The sequence below is a fragment of the Actinacidiphila oryziradicis genome, from assembly GCF_005047355.1.
Taxonomy (GTDB): Bacteria; Actinomycetota; Actinomycetes; order Streptomycetales; family Streptomycetaceae; genus Actinacidiphila; species Actinacidiphila oryziradicis.
The window spans coordinates 1-15944 of sequence record NZ_SUMC01000008.1 but is presented as its reverse complement, the minus strand read 5'-3'; the positions used below and the strand labels follow the sequence as shown (position 1 = coordinate 15944).

Below are 15944 nucleotides of genomic sequence, written 5' to 3'. Positions count from 1 at the left end.
GGGCCGCCGAGAGGCGCTCGCCGCAGGCGAGGGGGTGGGCCCCGGCCGGGGCGGCCTCGGCCGTCCCCTGCTCCGGCCGTCGGCCGGGGCCCGTGGGCCGGTCAGTGCGCTCTCCGCTGTGCGCACCGGCCGGCTGTCCGGGTTGAATGTCACCCCTCGGGGTGGTTGAGCTCCATGTCGAAGCCGTTCGTTCCGTGTCCGCCGACCGTCAGCGCCGTGGCGGCCGGCGGGTAGCCGCTCGCGACGAGCGAGTACTCGCCCGCGTCGAGGTCGGTGAAGGCGTAGGCGCCGTCGGAGCCCGTGGTGGCGGTGCCGACCACGTTCCCGGCCGCGTCGACGAGGGTCACCCGGGCGTCGGCCAGCGGCCTCCGGTCGGCGCCGGCCCGTATGGTGCCCTGGAGCTGGGCGCCGGCCCGGAGCGCGATCTCGATCCGGGTGGTGCCGGTGCCGGCGACCTCGACGGGCAGCGCCGTCGGCCGGAAGCCGGCCGCGTTGACGGCCAGGGTGAAGTCGCCCGGCGGCAGCTCCTCGAAGCTGAAGGCACCGCTGTCGGCGGTCTTGCTGGTGGTGATCACCTCGCCCCGGATATCCGTGACGACGACCACGGCATCGCCGATCGGCAGGGTGTCGGCGGCGCTGACGACCACGCCGGCGAGCCCGTTGGTGCCGGAGAGGACCACGTCGTACGGGACCGGCTCGTCGCCGACCACGACGGTGGCGGCCTGCGGCTGGTGCCCGTCGGCGGCGGCGATCAGGACGTACGAGCCGGAGCCCGGGGCCTCCAGGGAGTAGCCGCCGCCCGACCGGGTGGTGGCCCGGCCCAGCTGGCGGCCGGTGAGCGAGATCAGCGTGAGGGTGGCGTGGGCCACCCCGGTGCCATCGGAATTACGCACCTGGCCACGGATTTCGGTGCCGCCCGGGAGTGTCGGGGTGCCCCCGCCCACTGAGGCGTAAGCGGCGACCGGCTGGAGGACGGTCTCGGCGCGCCTGTCGGCCACCGAGGTGGCGCCGACGGAGACCAGCTCCGGCTCCGGGGCGGGCTGCTGCCCGACCGCAGGCGCGTCAGCGGTGGCCGCTGCGGTGGCGGCCTGCTCCAGTCCGCTGCTGGACCTCAGGGCCACTTCCTTGATGAACAGGACGATGAAGAAGGCGATGAGAGCGAGCGGCGCGGCGTAGAGGAAGACATCCGCGACACCGTGTCCGTAGGCGCCTTCGACGACCTTGCGGACCGGGGCAGTCAGCGTGGACAGGTCGGGCACGGAATCGCTGGAGCCGGTGCTTGTGACACCGAGGCCGGCCATGCCGTCCTTCATGTAGTGGGTGATGCGGTTGGAGAGCACCGCGCCGAGCGCCGAGACGCCCACCGCGCCGCCGAGGCTGCGGAAGAAGGTGACCAGTGAGCTGGCCGCGCCGAGCTCATGCGCCTGGACCTGGTTCTGGGCGGCGAGCACGAGGTTCTGCATCATCATGCCGATGCCGAGGCCGACGAGTGCCATGAAGATGGCGGTGTGCCAGTACACGGTGTCGTAGCGGATGGTGCCCAGCAGGCCGAGGCCCGCCGTGAGCAGCACAGAGCCGGAGACCAGGAACGCCTTCCAGCGGCCGGTCCTGGTGATGATCTGGCCGGAGACGGTGGAAGCGATGAACAGGCCGCCGATCAGCGGGATCGTCATCACACCGGACATCGTCGGCGACTTGTCGCGCGCCAGCTGGAAGTACTGGCTGAGGAAGACGGTGCCGGAGAACATCCCGACACCGACGAACAGGCTGGCGATCGAGGTGAGGGTGATCGTCTTGTTGCGGAACAGCCGCAGCGGGACGAGCGGCTCGTTCACCTTGGACTCGATGAGGACGAAGATCAGGCCGAGCAGCACCGCGCCGCCGACCATGGTCCAGGTCTGCCAGGAGATCCAGTTGTAATTGATGCCCGCGAAGGTCACCCAGACCATCAGCAGCGAGACGGCGGCGGCGAGGAAGAAGGCGCCGGTCCAGTCGACCTTGACGTCCCGCTTGACGGTCGGGAGGTGCAGGGTCTTCTGCAGCACGATCAGCGCGATGATGGCGAACGGCACACCGACGTAGAAGCACCAGCGCCAGCCGAGCCAGCTGGTGTCGGTGATCACACCGCCGATCAGCGGGCCGCCGACGGTCGCGATGGCGAAGGTCGCGCCCAGGTAGCCGCTGTAGCGGCCGCGCTCACGCGGGGAGATCATCGCGGCCATGACGATCTGGGCCAGGGCCGACAGGCCGCCGACGCCCACACCCTGGACGACCCGGAAGCCGATCAGTGTGCTGGTGTTCTGCGACAGGCCGGCCGCGGCCGAACCGAGGACGTAGATGATCAGGGCTATCTGTACCAGCAGTTTCTTGCTGGTGAGGTCGGCGAGCTTGCCCCACAGCGGGGTGGTCACGGTCATCGCGAGGAGCGAGGCGGTGACGACCCAGGTGTAGGCGCTCTGGCTACCGTGCAGGCTGGTGACGATGTGCGGAAGCGCGTTGGTGACGATCGTGGACGACAGAATCGCCACGAACATGCCGAGCAGCAGCCCGGAAAGGGCTTCCATGATCTGCCGGTGTGACATGGGTGCGGCGTCGGGCTGGGCCGTGTGGGCCCCATGTGCCGCCGCCTCCCGCACACCATGCTTCGGTGCGGTGGTAGCCATGCTTCTCCTTGTTCAGTCTGTGGTTGTGCGGGTGATGACGAATGGGGTGTGGGACAGGTGGGCCCGTGGGCGGCAGTCGCCGAAGCTGCTTCGCAGCCGGGCCAGCAGCTCCGTGAGCTGCGCCACGTCCTCGTCCGGCCAGTCGGCCAGGACGGCGGCGAGCATGTCGGTGTAGCGGACCGAATTGTCGGCCAGCACCCGCTCACCCTCGGGAGTGAGGCGCAGTAGTCGCGAGCGCCCGTCGAGGGGATCGGGGGTGCGGTCGATCCAGCCGCGCTCAGCGACATGTGCCACGTGGCGGCTGGTGACCGACATGTCGACGCCCAGCAGTTCGGCCAGCTTGCTCATCCGCATCTCGCCATGGCGCTGCAGGATGGCCAGCACGGCCGCCGTGGCAGGCGGGCAGTCCGGGGGCAGTACGCGGCCGAGCTCCCGCTTGACCGCGCTGACCACGCTGAGCTGCTCGGCGAGCTCCGCGTACTGGACGTTGCCAGTCACCGCACCTCCCGTGATCGATCGTTGCCTGAGGCAACCTTAAGGCTAATTGGTTGCTGAATGCAAGCTGATTTGCCATCGAGAGGTCAAGAAAGACCAAATTCTCTGACTGCTCTTGGCAAAGAGAGCCACTGGAGGCTGTAAAAAGTGCAGCTGAGCGCTGCTCGGTCACCGCTCAGCTGTCACTCGGTCAACGCTCAGGCGGACGCCACGGTCAGCCTCGCCAGCTCGTCCGCAGTCAGCTCAAGCTCCACCGATGCCAGTAGTGCCGGCAGCTGCTCCACCGACCGCGCGCTCGCGATCGGCGCCGCCACCGTCGGCTGCGCCCGCAGCCATGCCAGCGCCACCGTCGCCTGCTCCGCGCCGCGCGCCGCCGACACCTCGTCCAGTGCCGCCAGCACCCGCTGCCCGCGCTCGCTCTCCAGGTACTCCCCGGCCCTGCCCGCCCGCGGGCTGTCCACCACCACGCCGGGGCGGTACTTACCGGTCAGGAAGCCCTTCGCCAGCCCGAAATACGGCACGGACGAGAGCCCGTGCTCCTTGACGACGGCCGCGAGCGGGCCCTCGTAACCGGCCCGTTCCACCAGGTTGTAGTGCTGCTGCAGCGCGACGTACTTCGCCAGCCCCTCGCGCTCCGAGAAGGCGAGCGACGCTGCCAGCCGCTCCGGGCTGATGTTGGACGCCGCGATGTGCCGTACCTTCCCCTCCCGGACCAGCTGGTCGAGGGTGCCGATGATCTCCTCGACCGGGATCTCGGGGTCGTCGAAGTGGGTGTAGTAAAGGTCGATGTGGTCCGTGCCCAGCCGTCGTAGCGAGCCCTCGGCGCCCCGCTTGATGGTTTCCGGCTTCAGGCCCTTGAGATCCGGGTGCGCGCCCACCTTCGTGGCGACCACGATCTCGTCGCGCTTGCCGCGCGCCGCCAGCCACTTTCCGATGATCGTCTCCGACTCCCCACCGGAGTACATGTCCGCGGTATCGATGAAATTGCCGCCCGCCGCGGCGTAGGCGTCGAGTACGGCGAAGGAGGCCGCTTCGTCGGCCGTCCAGCCGAAGACATTGCCGCCGAGGGAGAGCGGGAAGACGTCGAGATTTGAGGTGCCAATACGTGTCATGGCATATTTCAACGGCTCATGGCCGAGGTGCATTCCTGTGTGGCGGTGGCGTGAATGTATCCGCCGGCCGCGGGTGGCAAATCCGTCTTACCGGGCATATGAGCTCAAAGCGCGAGTGTGCGGCGGGGATGACAGGGAGCCCGGGGGTGCCGGTGGGGCTGTGGATTCGCTAGGGTCCTGGCCTATGGCTCACAACCCTGAGAACAACTACGACCCGGCCGGCAGCACACAGATGTTCCGTGCCTTCGTGGACGAGGAGCCGCCGCAGCCGGCAACGGTGGCGTCCGGCGGCAGTAAGACGGGTCTGATCGTCGGCGTGGTCGCCGTCGTGGTGGTGCTCGCTGTGATCGTTTTCGTCGCGTTCAAGTAGCCCCGTACAGCCCCGTACGGCCCCGTAGGCGCGTACGGGCGGCTCTCAGGCGAGCGAGACGTCCTGGGTCTCTATGTGCATGCCCAGCGGTACCCGGCAGGCGTCCACGCAGACCTCCCAGGCCTTCTCCCTCTTCGCGCCGCCCCTGATCGGTACCGGTACCGGCTCGTCCGTCCCGACGGTCGCCCAGTCTATGCCGAACGCATCGATGATATGGGTGCCGAAGGCCACGGCGCCGGAGGTGGCTGCTCTGTCGCCGGTGTTGCGAAAGGTGACGGTCACCCTTTCGCACCACCGGACGTCCTCCGGCGTGCGCTCGACCGCGCTCACGATCAGGTGGGCCGGCTTGGCGGGTACGGAAGACCCTTCGGGTGCCGATGGCGAGCTCTGCGGTGCGTCGGCGCCCGTCGTGGGGATCGCGGACGCGTGCGAGGCGTCGGTCCCGTCTGCGCCCGTACCTGCGCCTGTGCCTGCGCTCGTACCTATGGCGGCGGGGTCCGGCCGCGACGCGGACGGGGAACGGGAGCTGGAAGGGTCCAGGGGAACCAGGGCCACGCCCTCGTCCGGGGGAATGTTCGCCGTAGGGCCGGGTGAGGCGCCGACCGCGCCGACGGCTATATGACTGGAATGGCCGCTATTGCCCGGGCTGAAGGTCGCGACGAGCCCGAGGAACGCCACAGCCGCAGAGGCGGCGGCAAGGACCGCGCCCAGGCGGCTGTGGCGGTGCAGCGCACTGATTCGCACCATGGCGCCAGTGTACTGACGCGACGTCAGGAAAGTCAGTGGTAGGTCGGTGGTAGGCCGGCGACGGGGGAGGGCAGGTCGACGGGGACCCGGGTCCCCGTCGGCTACGGCTCGGCCGTGAGTCCGGCCCGGAGCTGGGTCAGAGTCCGGGTCAGCAGCCGGGAGACGTGCATCTGGGAGATGCCGACCTCCTCGCCGATCTGCGACTGCGTCATGTTGGCGAAGAAGCGGAGCATGATGATCCGCCGCTCGCGCGGGGGTAGTTGGGCCAGTAGTGGCTTGAGGGACTCCCGGTACTCCACGCCCTCCAGCGCGGTGTCCTCGTACCCCAGTCGGTCCGCGAGGGTGCCCTCGCCGCCGTCGTCCTCCGGGGGCGGGGAGTCCAGTGAGCTCGCGGTGTACGCGTTGCCGACCGCGAGGCCGTCGACGACGTCTTCCTCGGACACGCCGAGGGCGACCGCGAGTTCGGCCACAGTGGGCGAGCGGTCGAGCTTCTGAGCCAGCTCGTCACTCGTCTTGGTCAGCGCGAGCCGCAGCTCCTGAAGCCGGCGCGGCACGCGCACCGACCACGACGTGTCGCGGAAGAACCGCTTCACCTCGCCGACGATCGTAGGCATGGCGAAGGTCGGGAATTCGACACCCCGCTCGCAGTCGAAGCGATCGATCGCCTTGATCAGACCGATCGTGCCGACCTGGACGATGTCCTCCATCGGTTCGTTACGGCTGCGGAAGCGCGCCGCCGCGTACCGCACGAGCGGCAGGTTCAGCTCGATCAGCGTGTCCCGCACATATGTGTGTTCGACGCTGCCCTTGGAGAGCTGCGCGAGCCGCACGAAGAGCGAGCGGGACAGGGTGCGGGTGTCGACGGCAGTGTCGACAACGGTGACGGCTGTGTCGACGGCAGTGTCGACGACGACGATGTCGATGGCCTCGCCGTTGCGAGCATCGTGCGGTGCTGAGTCGTTAGCACTGAGCACCTTCGGACTGCCCACTTCTACGGACATGCCACCCCCTTGAGGTCGCGGACGGGTGTCGCGGGCGACGGTTGGTTCCTCCACCTGAATACCGGAGGCCGGGCCGCGACAAACGCAGTTCCCGCAGAATGTCACATGTCGGCAACACGCTGTAGCGCCATGTCGACAAATCTCCCTGCGGTTACTGGTCCGCTTACATCCGTTTCAGCTACGTTTCGAGCTGATTTGCGGATCTCAACCGGGCGAAGCTTCGCGACAGCAGCCGCGACACATGCATCTGCGACACCCCCAGCTCCGCACTGATCTGCGACTGTGTCAGATTCCCGAAGTACCGCAGCAGCAGAATCCGCCGCTCCCGCTCGGGCAGCTGAACGAGCAGATGCCGCACCAGGTCCCGGTGCTCCACGCCGACCAGCGCGGGGTCCTCGTACCCGAGCCGGTCCAGCAGCCCGGGCGCCCCGTCCCCGCCCTCCTGGGCCGCCTCCAGGGACGTCGCATGGTACGCCCGCCCGGCCTCCAGGCAGGCCAGCACCTCCTCCTCCGACAGCTTCAGCCGGTCCGCGATCTCGGCCGTCGTCGGCGAGCGGCCGTGCAGCACCGTCAGGTCCTCGATCGCACCGCTCACCTGCACCCACAGCTCGTGCAGCCGGCGTGGCACATGCACTGTCCGGACGTTGTCCCTGAAGTAGCGTTTGATCTCCCCCACCACCGTCGGCATCGCGAAGGTGGGGAACTGCACTCCGCGCTCCGGGTCGAACCTGTCGATCGCGTTGATCAACCCGATGGTACCCACCTGCACCACGTCCTCCATGGGCTCGTTACGGCTCCGGAAGCGCGCCGCCGCGTACCGCACCAGCGGCAGATTGACCTCGATCAGCGCGGCCCGCACCCTCGAGTGCTCGGATGTGCCCGGCTCCAGATCGGAGAGCTCGTCGAACAGCACCTGTGTCAGCGCCCGTGCTTCTACGGCGTTGCTGTTGGGGACCCGCGCCGGTGGGGTCGGCGGTGGAGCGGCGGCTGGTGCCGCTGGTGCAGTCGGTGCCACTGGGGCAGCCGGTACTGCTGGTGTCGCTGGTGACGCCGTATGGGCCGACACGGACATTCCACCCACCCTCATCGGTCCACTCATCCGTCAAAAGCGGTCATAGCATCACAATTCATGTGTACCGTGCGCAAGCACCGCATAATGCCGTGTTGAAGGCGAGTTGGACTTGACGGGCGACAAAAAGCCCCACACCGGTCCGGTGAGGGGCTTGCGGGAACACCTGTCCCTGGAATGAGCGGTCGGTGACGCCTGTCGCGCCGGCGTCCGCCGAGTTACTTGATCAGCTGAGTCATGAACTGTCCGATGCCCCGAGCGGCGTCGGATATGCCCTGGAACCCCACCTGCACGAGATCGGCCGCACGCGCCGGCGACGTGATGATCGTGTACAGCACAAACACCACGATCACATACATGGTGATCTTCTTCGCCTGCGCCATGCCTCTGCCTCCCCGGCCGCAGCCCCGCCAAAACGACGGTCCCACATACGCATTCGCTGGAGTCTATCCGCCGAATGGCGTACGGGAACGGGCCCGAGCCGATCATCTGATGAAGGTTTCGCCCCACGTGAGGGGTGGCGTCGGCGGTGGAGGACCGACCTCCTGGGAGAGCTGTCGCCGGACGGGCTTCCGGGTTCCGCGTCCGACCGCACCCGGGCGCCACGCTCGGCCCGCACTCGATCGTGCTGCCCGGCGCCACCGTCGGCGACGGCACCGTGATAGGCCCCTCCTCCCTGGTCATGCGCGGCGAGCAGGTGCCGTCCGACACGCGCTGGACGGGCAACCCCCCATCTCCTCGTGGGCGTCGGACGACGGCGATGACGTTCGCGCCGGGGCGGCGCTCGTCCCGGCGAAGTGAGACGGAAATTGAGACCGAGCTGCCGAAGGGCCCGACCGTTATGATGGTCGGGCCCTTCGTTTTACCTGCTCAGAGCGGTAGCGGTGGGATTTGAACCCACGGAGGAGTTGCCCCCTCACACGCTTTCGAGGCGTGCTCCTTAGGCCGCTCGGACACGCTACCGAGAGAGAGCTTAGCGGACGCCTGGGCGTGCTCCGAAATCCCTTCCTCGCGCCGATGGTCCGGCTGACCGGAAGAAGGCGGTGAGGAGCCCCGCGCACTCCTCGGCCAGGACGCCGTGGATCACCTCGGGGCGGTGGTTGAGCCGGCGGTCGCGTACGACGTCCCAGAGGGACCCGGCGGCACCGGCCTTGGTGTCCAGCGCGCCGTAGACGACGCGATCGACGCGGGACAGGACGGTGGCGCCGGCGCACATGGTGCAGGGCTCCAGGGTGACGACGAGGGTGCAGCCGGTGAGGCGCCACTCGCCGACCGCCGCGGCCGCCTCGCGGATGGCGAGGATTTCGGCGTGGGCGGTCGGGTCGCCGGTGGCTTCGCGCTCATTGTGGCCGCGGCCGATGACGGTGGCGCCGTCGGGGCCGAGCACGACCGCGCCCACCGGGACGTCACCGGTGAGCGGGGCGAGCGCGGCCTCGGTGAGGGCGAGCCGCATGGGCGCGGCCCAGGGGGCGCGCAGAGGGTCTGACGGGGTGCTCATGGGATCAGCGGACCGCCTCCAGGACATCTGCGCAGCCGATGGCTTCGGCGATCTCGCCGAGGGCTTCGCCGGTCAGGGCACCGTCGCCGCTGAGAGCGAGCAGCTCTTTGCGGCTGAGGCCCAGGTCGGTCAGTATGTCGGCGTCGCCGAGCGGACCGACGGGGACCGGGTCGTCCATGAGGCCGGCGTCGGCCTCTGGATCGTCGTCCGAGGTGTCACCGTCCTCGGTGCCGTCAAGGTCGACCAGGTCCTCGAGGTCTTCGGGGTCGCGGCCGAGAAGTTCATCGGTGAGCAGGATCTCGCCGTACGAGCTGCGGGCTGCGGCCGCCGCGTCGGACACGTAGATCCGGGGGTCCTCTTCACCGTCGACACGGACGACGCCGAACCAGGCGTCCTCCTGTTCGATGAAGACCAAAACCGTTTCCTCCTCGGCTGAGGCCTGGCGGGCCAGGTCACTCAGGTCCCCGAGGGTTTCCACATCGTCGAGATCGGGCTCGCTCGCTTGCCAACCGTCCTCGTTGCGCGCGAGCAGTGCGGCGAAGTACACCGTGACTCTCCCACAGGTCTAAAGGCCGTCCGGACTGGGCAGGGCCTCTTTGCACGTTTGTCGGCCCTCCCATCGGCATCGTGGCAGAAAGCGGGCCGATGCGAAGGGTCTTCGGGCCTGCGTCGTGCGAGGCCTTCCGCCATTTTTGCATTTGGCTGGTCACCAGCGGAAGGTACGCATCCGCATCTGCTGCCGCATACGGGCCGCGCGTGCCCGGCGTGGCTGCACCCGCTCACGCAGTTCCTTGGCCTCGTTGAGCTCCCGCAGGAACACTGCGCGGCGCCGCCGGCGCTGTGCGTCGTGCTCCCGCTGCGTGCTCGGTTCGTCCGCCGTCTCCGGCTCCTCCGGCCGCTCCGACTGCTCCGGCATGAGGCATCACCTCTCGTACGGGCGCCTTCCCCCATCAGTGTCGTTCGAAGCCGCGGCTTTCGCAGGGCGGCGGGCACGGCCGGGGCCCGGTTAGAGTCGTGCGCATGCGGATCCATGTCGTCGACCACCCCCTGGTGGCGCACAAACTCACCACCCTGCGCGACGAGCGCACCGACTCGCCGACCTTCCGTCGGCTCGCCGACGAACTGGTCACCCTCCTCGCCTACGAGGCGACCCGTGACGTGCGGACCGAGCAGGTCGACATCGTCACCCCCGTCGCCCCCACCATCGGCGTCCGGCTCTCCCACCCCCGGCCTCTGGTCGTCCCCATCCTCAGGGCGGGTCTGGGCATGCTGGAAGGCCTCATGCGGCTGCTGCCGACCGCCGAGGTCGGCTTCCTCGGCATGATCCGCGACGAGCAGACCCTGCAGGCCAAGACGTACGCCACGCGTATGCCGGAGGATCTCTCCGGCCGGCAGGTCTATGTCCTCGATCCCATGCTCGCCACCGGCGGCACGCTCATCGCCGCGATCGAACTGCTCATCGAGCGCGGCGCCGATGACGTCACCGCTGTCGTGCTGCTGGCTTCGCCGGAAGGCGTCGAGACGATGGAGCGGCAGCTCACCGGCCTGCCGGTCACTGTGGTGACGGCCGCGGTGGATGAGCGGCTCAATGAGCACGGCTACATCGTGCCGGGGCTCGGCGACGCGGGCGACCGGCTTTACGGCACTGTGGGGTAACGGCGGGACACGTTCGCGCTGCCGTGTGCCCCCGCCCATGGGTTGGGGGCACGGCGCTGTCCTGGGTCGGGGTCAGCAGGCCTTGCCGGTGCTGCCTGCCGCGGGCGAGGGGTGGGCGAGGGCGGTGAGGGCCTGCTTGACCTGGGCGTCGCTGGAGAGCTTGGTGAAGGCCTTGCCGATCATCAGGTCGACGGTGGTGCCGGCGAGCTTGGGGTCGGTCTTGGTGGCGGTGCCGGTGATCTGGGCGCTGACGACACTGAGGGCGGGCCCGGCTTTCGCGCCGCCGACGAGGAGGGCGGACTGCATGACCTTCTTGTCGTACGTAGCCGGGGCGTTGCCGAATGTCCCGATCTTGAAGCCGCGGGCGGCCAGCGCGTCAGCGGTGGACTTGGCCAGGCCGCTCTTGGACGTGGCGTTGTAGACGTTGACGGTGATGGCACCCGGCTTCGGCAATGCCGCCGCCGAAGGCGCCGAAGAAGGCACCGCCTTCGCCGCCGACGCTGTCGCGGAGGGCGTGGACCGCCTGCAGGACGCCGGGGCGGCGTTCGCCTTCTTGCTGCCGCTGCGGCCACCGAAGGTATCGATGAGCTGTAGCGTGCCCCAGCCGGCGAAGCTCAGCGCTACGGTCACCGCGACGGTGGACGCGACGATGCGGCGGCGGCTTCTGGTGCGGCGCATCCTCGGGTACTGGGTCCCGGTGACACGGTACTTCCCGCCCATGCCGGGGGGAGTGAGCATGCTCATAAGTGAAGCGTAGTGCGGGAATCGAGCCAGGCCTACTAAATGATCAACCAATCGGCCCTAGATGGACCCGAAAGGGGGAACGGCCGCCCAGATGGACTCGTGATCGGCCTCGCCATCGGGCACCTTGATCGGACGTCAGTCCATTTCGAGCACGCGCGCGTGCAGCACCTGGCGCTGCTGCAACGCGGCCCGCACCGCGCGGTGCAGGCCGTCCTCCAGATAGAGATCACCCCGCCATTTCACGACATGCGCGAAGAGATCCCCGTAAAAGGTGGAGTCCTCGGCCAGAAGGGTCTCCAGGTCGAGATTTCCCTTTGTGGTGACGAGCTGGTCGAGACGTACCGGGCGCGGCGCGACGTCCGCCCATTCGCGGGTACTTGTCCGGCCATGGTCGGGGTACGGCCGCCCGCTTCCGATGCGCTTGAAGATCACACGGAAAGCCTACCGGTCAAGCGCGTACCGGCGCAGCAATGACCGAGGAGCGCAATGGCGGACAAACGCTCCGATAGGGTGAGTTAGCCATGACCGAAGCGGTGGGGAGGGCTGAGGAGCGGGCCGGCGATGGCAGGCCGGGCTGCCCCGCTAGCCGGCCGCGGCCCCCTTGGCGGCACGTTTGGCTTGCTGTTTGTAGGCGCGGACCTTTTCCAGTGACTCGGGGCCGGTGATATCGGCGACCGAACGGTACGAGCCCTCTTCCCCGTACGGGCCGGCGGCCTCGCGCCAGCCTTCCGGCCGGATGCCGAACTGCTTGCCCAGGAGGGCCAGGAAGATCTGGGCCTTCTGCTTCCCGAAGCCGGGAAGGGCCATGAGGCGGTCGAGGAGTTCCTTGCCGGTGCGGACGTCACGCCATACGGCGGCGGCGTCGCCGTCGTAGTGCTCGACGAGATACTGACAGAGCTGCTGGATGCGCTTCGCCATGGACCCCGGGTAGCGGTGGACGGCGGGCTTGGCCGAGAGGAGCGCGACGAAGGCGTCGGGGTCGTAGCCGGCGATCTCGTGGGCGTCCAGGTCGTCGCGGCCGAGGCGTTGCGCGATGGTGTAAGGGCCGGAGAAGGCCCACTCCATGGGGACCTGCTGATCGAGGAGCATGCCGATCAGAAGGGCCAACGGGCTGCGGCTGAGCAGTGCGTCGGCTTCCGGCTGCTGGGCGAGTCGCAGTGTGGTGTCCATGGTGGTCGCGCCCTCCTTTCCGGCTTGCGGCGCGGTGCTTGTGAACCCATTTTTCCCTATCCGGCCGTTTCGCGCGGAAAGTAGTGATCGATCAGCGGGTTGCGGAACGTGCCCGCGGGGTCGAAGCGGCTGAGCAGGCCGCGGAAGCTCTCCCAGTGCTTGTAGGAGGCGCTGAGTGTCTCCGGGGCGGTGGAGGAGAGCTTTCCCCAGTGCGGGCGGGCATCGAAGGGCGCGAGCGCTTCTTCAATGCGTACGAGTACGGGGGCGACGGCCTCGGGGTCGGCGATCCAGGTGAAGTGGAAGGCGACGCTGGCCCTGCCGTTGCTGGGGCTGAGCCAGCAGGTGTCGGCCGCGATGGTGCGCATCTCGGACACGAGGAGTACGGGGGAGATCCACGGCTGAAGCTCCCGGAGCGCCTTCACCGCCTCGGGGGCGTCGGCGGCGGCGACGAAGTACTCCGACTGCAGTTCGGCTCCCACGCTGGGCACGAACCCGGCGCGGAAATGGGGGAGCCGCTCGTCCCAGGGCCCGGGGACGCCCAGCTGCTCGGTGGCGTTGGCCAGGGGCATGCCGTCGATCGGGTGGCGTTGTCCTTCGGCGGGGCGGGCGCCGGTCGGGGCGAGGTCGGGGAGGGGGTCGCCGACCCGGCGTTTCACCCACAGGCGGACGGCGCCGGACCAGTCGGTGAAGGCGCTGACGCTGTAGGCGGCGGCGAAGATGTCATCGAAGTGCTCGATGAGTGAGGGCCAGGCCAGGCCCTCGTAGACGTACTGTTCGACCTCGAACGCCGGGCGCAGGTCCAAGGTGAGGGCGGTGGCGATCCCGAGCGAGCCGAGCGAGGTCACGGCCCCCTCGAACCCCTCCGAGCCGCGCGAGAGCGTGGTGGGCGTGCCATCCGCGGTGATCAGCTCGATGGAGCTGACGAACGAGGCCAGCGTGCCGTTGGAGTTCCCCGAACCGTGGGTGCCCGTGGCGCACGCACCGGCGATGGTGAAATGCGGCGTCGAAGGCAGATTCGGCAGCGCCAGCCCGTGCTGCCTCAGCGCCGTGCACAGCTCGCCGAGGGTCAGGCCGGCCCCTACCCGCGCCGTCCGTCCGACGGGGTCGATCTCCACGAGGCGGGGAAGCTTCTCCAGGGTGATCAATGCGCCGGGCGTGTCCGCGACACGGTTGAAGGAGTGGCCGGTCCCCAGGGCGCGCAGCCGGCCGTTCCCGGCGGCGGCAACGGTGACGATGGCCCGGAGTTCCGCCACCGATGCCGGGCGGTGCAGCCGCTCTGCCGTGAACTCGACATTGCCCGCCCAGTTCGTCAGTTTCGCGTTCGCGGCCATCGTGCCCCTCTCCGGTCCCCGTTTTCCCTTTTCCTGTCGGATTGGAGCGTACGACCTTGCCGGACGAAGACGGTAAGGGCCGGTCAGGGCCGATCAGGGCAGCAGGTCCAGCCGCTGGGTGGCGACGACCGCCTGCAGAGGGGTGTGCAGAGCCCCCCCATCCGGGGGTAGCCCATCCGCTCCGGCACGGGGAACATGGTCGGACCCCGCGCCTCTACCGGGCGTCGGCAACATGCCCGCACCCGACTCCGCCCTGTCCGCACTTCTGGCCCACAGGAGCCACGATGACCAGCCCGGAACAGCGAGCGGAGGACCTGCTTGCCGCTTTCGGGGCGCCACCCGCGAGCGGCGGCGAACTGACGGCCCGGGACCCCCACGTACGGGCAACTGCACGGGCGAACCGCGCGGTTGGCCACCGCCCCACAGGAGGCCGCCCGGTGAACACTTCCCCGCCGCACCCCATGGCAGCCCTCATGGGCGTTCTGCCCCGGCAGCCCGGCCCGGAGCCGGCGGCGGTGACGCCGACTCCGACTCTGACGCCCGCCGTGACGTCCCCCGTCACGGCCGGCCCGGCGTCCGTGATCCGGGTGGAGCTGGCCGCCGAGTACACCGCGCCGGCGCGGGCGCGCCGGCATACCCGGGCGGCGCTGTCCTCCTGGGACGCCGACCAGGACGCCGTGGACTCCGCCGAGCTCGCCGTCACCGAGCTGGTCACCAACGCGGTGGTGCACACCGGCACGACGGAGAACGTGGTGCTGACCCTGCGCCGCACGAAGTCGCGGTTGCGGATCGAGGTGTGGGACCACGACGACCGCCCGCCCGTGCCCCGCTGCAGCAGCCCGGGCAGCACCAACGGCCGGGGCCTGGCGGTTGTCGCCGCCGTGGCCGACCGGTGGAGCTGGTTCCCGGCGCCGGCCGGCGGCAAGGTGGTCTGGTGCGAGCTGAGCCTCGGCTGCCTCCTCGGCTGTCCCTGACGACCGTCGGCCGTGAGCTCACGGCTCGCTCGCTGAAAGCCCCCACCGAACGCTGGAGGCTCCCACCGCTCGCTCAGCGGTGGGAGCCTCCAGTTCATGGCCAGTCATGGCCTACGAGACCGGCTCAGGCGGCGGCCCTGCGGGGGCCTGATCGGTCCGTCATTCCGGTGCGGCGCGATTGCGCGGGGCGGCTGCGCCGGCCACGGGCCGAGGCGGCGCTGCGCTGCGGCCGCTCGGCGACCGGAGCGGTGATGGTGACGGGGATGCCGGAGGGCGCCTGGGCGCCGGTGATACGGGTCAGCTCGGCGTCACCGGAGCGGACCTGGGCGGTGCGCGGGGTGATGCCGGCGTCGGCCATCAGGCGCGTCATCTCCCGGCGTTGGCTGGGCAGCACCAGGGTGACGACGATGCCGGACTCACCGGCGCGGGCGGTGCGGCCGCCACGGTGCAGATAGTCCTTGTGGTCCGTGGGCGGGTCCACATTCACGACCATGTCGAGGTTGTCGACGTGGATGCCGCGGGCCGCGACATTGGTGGCCACCAGCACCGTGACGTGACCGGTCTTGAACTGGGCGAGGGTGCGGGTGCGCTGCGGCTGGGACTTGCCACCGTGCAGCGCCGCCGCCCGTACGCCGCTGTTCAGCAGCTCTTTGGTCAGCTGGTCGACGGCGTGCTTGGTGTCCAGGAACATGAGCACCCGGCCGTCGCGGGCCGCGATCTCGGTGGTCGTGGCGCGCTTGTCGGCGTCGTGAACATGCAGCACGTGGTGCTCCATCGTGGTGACCGTGCTGGTTGAGGGGTCCACCGAGTGGACCACCGGGTCGTGCAGGTACTGGCGCACCAGCCGGTCGACGTTACGGTCCAGGGTGGCCGAGAACAGCATCCGCTGGCCGCCGGGGAGCACCTGGTCCAGCAGGGCCGTGACCTGCGGCATGAAGCCCATGTCGGCCATCTGGTCGGCCTCGTCCAGCACCGTGATCTTTACCCGGTCCAGGCGGCAGTCGCCACGTTCGATCAGGTCCTTGAGCCGTCCCGGGGTCGCGACAACGACCTCGGCGCCGCCGCGCAGCGCACTGGACTGCCGGCCGATCGACATACCGCCGACCACCGTGGC

The 15944-nt window shown here is 69.3% G+C and carries 18 protein-coding genes and 1 tRNA gene; 3 read left to right on the top strand and 16 right to left on the bottom strand.

The genetic code is table 11. From position 1 onward, the window contains the following. Positions 1-149 precede the first annotated feature (149 nt). The 3 genes from FCI23_RS10940 to FCI23_RS10930 all read right to left on the bottom strand — a co-directional run bounded on the left by FCI23_RS10940 (position 150) and on the right by FCI23_RS10930 (position 4270). Positions 150-2663: an MFS transporter gene (locus tag FCI23_RS10940; protein WP_136723309.1), complete on the bottom strand. Its 2514-nt coding sequence runs from the start codon at positions 2661-2663 to the stop codon at positions 150-152. 12 nt (positions 2664-2675) lie between these two features. Beyond that, positions 2676-3161, bottom strand: coding sequence for a MarR family winged helix-turn-helix transcriptional regulator (locus FCI23_RS10935; RefSeq protein ID WP_136723308.1), 486 nt, complete (start codon positions 3159-3161; stop codon positions 2676-2678). A gap of 194 nt (positions 3162-3355) precedes the next feature. Next, on the bottom strand, positions 3356-4270 hold the full coding sequence (locus tag FCI23_RS10930) for an aldo/keto reductase (RefSeq protein WP_136723307.1): 915 nt from the start codon (positions 4268-4270) through the stop codon (positions 3356-3358). Between the two features lie 184 nt (positions 4271-4454). On the opposite strand from FCI23_RS10930, the gene FCI23_RS10925 reads away from it, so the two are divergent. After that, positions 4455-4640 (top strand): hypothetical protein, encoded by a 186-nt coding sequence (locus tag FCI23_RS10925; protein WP_136723306.1) that lies wholly within the window; start codon positions 4455-4457, stop codon positions 4638-4640. 45 nt (positions 4641-4685) lie between these two features. Here FCI23_RS10925 and FCI23_RS10920 read toward each other — a convergent pair whose 3' ends face one another. From FCI23_RS10920 to FCI23_RS10885, 8 genes are all read right to left on the bottom strand, one after another. Next, positions 4686-5387, bottom strand: coding sequence for a hypothetical protein (locus FCI23_RS10920; RefSeq protein WP_136723305.1), 702 nt, complete (start codon positions 5385-5387; stop codon positions 4686-4688). A 101-nt stretch (positions 5388-5488) separates the two neighbouring features. After that, on the bottom strand, positions 5489-6388 hold the full coding sequence (locus FCI23_RS10915) for an RNA polymerase sigma factor SigF (protein WP_136723304.1): 900 nt from the start codon (positions 6386-6388) through the stop codon (positions 5489-5491). Between the two features lie 178 nt (positions 6389-6566). Further along, the gene (locus tag FCI23_RS10910) at positions 6567-7475 is read right to left on the bottom strand and encodes an RNA polymerase sigma factor SigF (RefSeq protein WP_407645946.1); all 909 of its coding nucleotides are present in this window, start codon (positions 7473-7475) and stop codon (positions 6567-6569) included. Between the two features lie 200 nt (positions 7476-7675). Then, positions 7676-7840, bottom strand: a complete 165-nt coding sequence (locus FCI23_RS56305; RefSeq protein WP_169316760.1) for a hypothetical protein — start codon at positions 7838-7840, stop codon at positions 7676-7678. A gap of 493 nt (positions 7841-8333) precedes the next feature. Further along, positions 8334-8420, bottom strand: a tRNA-Ser gene (locus FCI23_RS10900). Positions 8421-8430: 10 nt separating this feature from the next. Further along, positions 8431-8955, bottom strand: coding sequence for a tRNA adenosine(34) deaminase TadA (gene tadA, locus FCI23_RS10895; protein WP_246143631.1), 525 nt, complete (start codon positions 8953-8955; stop codon positions 8431-8433). Positions 8956-8959: 4 nt separating this feature from the next. After that, on the bottom strand, positions 8960-9502 hold the full coding sequence (locus tag FCI23_RS10890; protein WP_136723301.1) for a tRNA adenosine deaminase-associated protein: 543 nt from the start codon (positions 9500-9502) through the stop codon (positions 8960-8962). Between the two features lie 159 nt (positions 9503-9661). Further along, a complete protein-coding gene (locus FCI23_RS10885; RefSeq protein ID WP_136723300.1) occupies positions 9662-9871 on the bottom strand; it encodes a hypothetical protein in 210 nt (69 codons plus the stop codon). 104 nt (positions 9872-9975) lie between these two features. On the opposite strand from FCI23_RS10885, the gene upp reads away from it, so the two are divergent. After that, a complete protein-coding gene (upp, locus tag FCI23_RS10880; protein WP_136723299.1) occupies positions 9976-10611 on the top strand; it encodes a uracil phosphoribosyltransferase in 636 nt (211 codons plus the stop codon). Positions 10612-10683: 72 nt separating this feature from the next. Here upp and FCI23_RS10875 read toward each other — a convergent pair whose 3' ends face one another. From FCI23_RS10875 to FCI23_RS10860, 4 genes are all read right to left on the bottom strand, one after another. Next, positions 10684-11355, bottom strand: coding sequence for a LytR C-terminal domain-containing protein (locus FCI23_RS10875; RefSeq protein WP_136723298.1), 672 nt, complete (start codon positions 11353-11355; stop codon positions 10684-10686). 135 nt (positions 11356-11490) lie between these two features. Beyond that, on the bottom strand, positions 11491-11787 hold the full coding sequence (locus tag FCI23_RS10870; protein WP_136723297.1) for a type II toxin-antitoxin system VapB family antitoxin: 297 nt from the start codon (positions 11785-11787) through the stop codon (positions 11491-11493). 150 nt (positions 11788-11937) lie between these two features. Beyond that, the gene (locus FCI23_RS10865; protein WP_136723296.1) at positions 11938-12525 is read right to left on the bottom strand and encodes an HhH-GPD-type base excision DNA repair protein; all 588 of its coding nucleotides are present in this window, start codon (positions 12523-12525) and stop codon (positions 11938-11940) included. Between the two features lie 56 nt (positions 12526-12581). Further along, positions 12582-13856 carry an FAD-binding protein gene (locus FCI23_RS10860; RefSeq protein ID WP_136723295.1) on the bottom strand — a complete coding sequence of 425 codons (1275 nt, stop codon included), beginning with the start codon at positions 13854-13856 and terminating at the stop codon, positions 12582-12584. Between the two features lie 437 nt (positions 13857-14293). On the opposite strand from FCI23_RS10860, the gene FCI23_RS10855 reads away from it, so the two are divergent. After that, complete coding sequence (locus tag FCI23_RS10855) at positions 14294-14830, top strand: ATP-binding protein (RefSeq protein WP_169316759.1); 537 nt, start codon at positions 14294-14296, stop codon at positions 14828-14830. A gap of 124 nt (positions 14831-14954) precedes the next feature. Here the strand turns inward: FCI23_RS10855 and FCI23_RS10850 are convergent. After that, on the bottom strand, positions 14955-15944 hold a 990-nt coding region (locus FCI23_RS10850), incomplete at its 5' end, for a DEAD/DEAH box helicase (protein WP_136723293.1).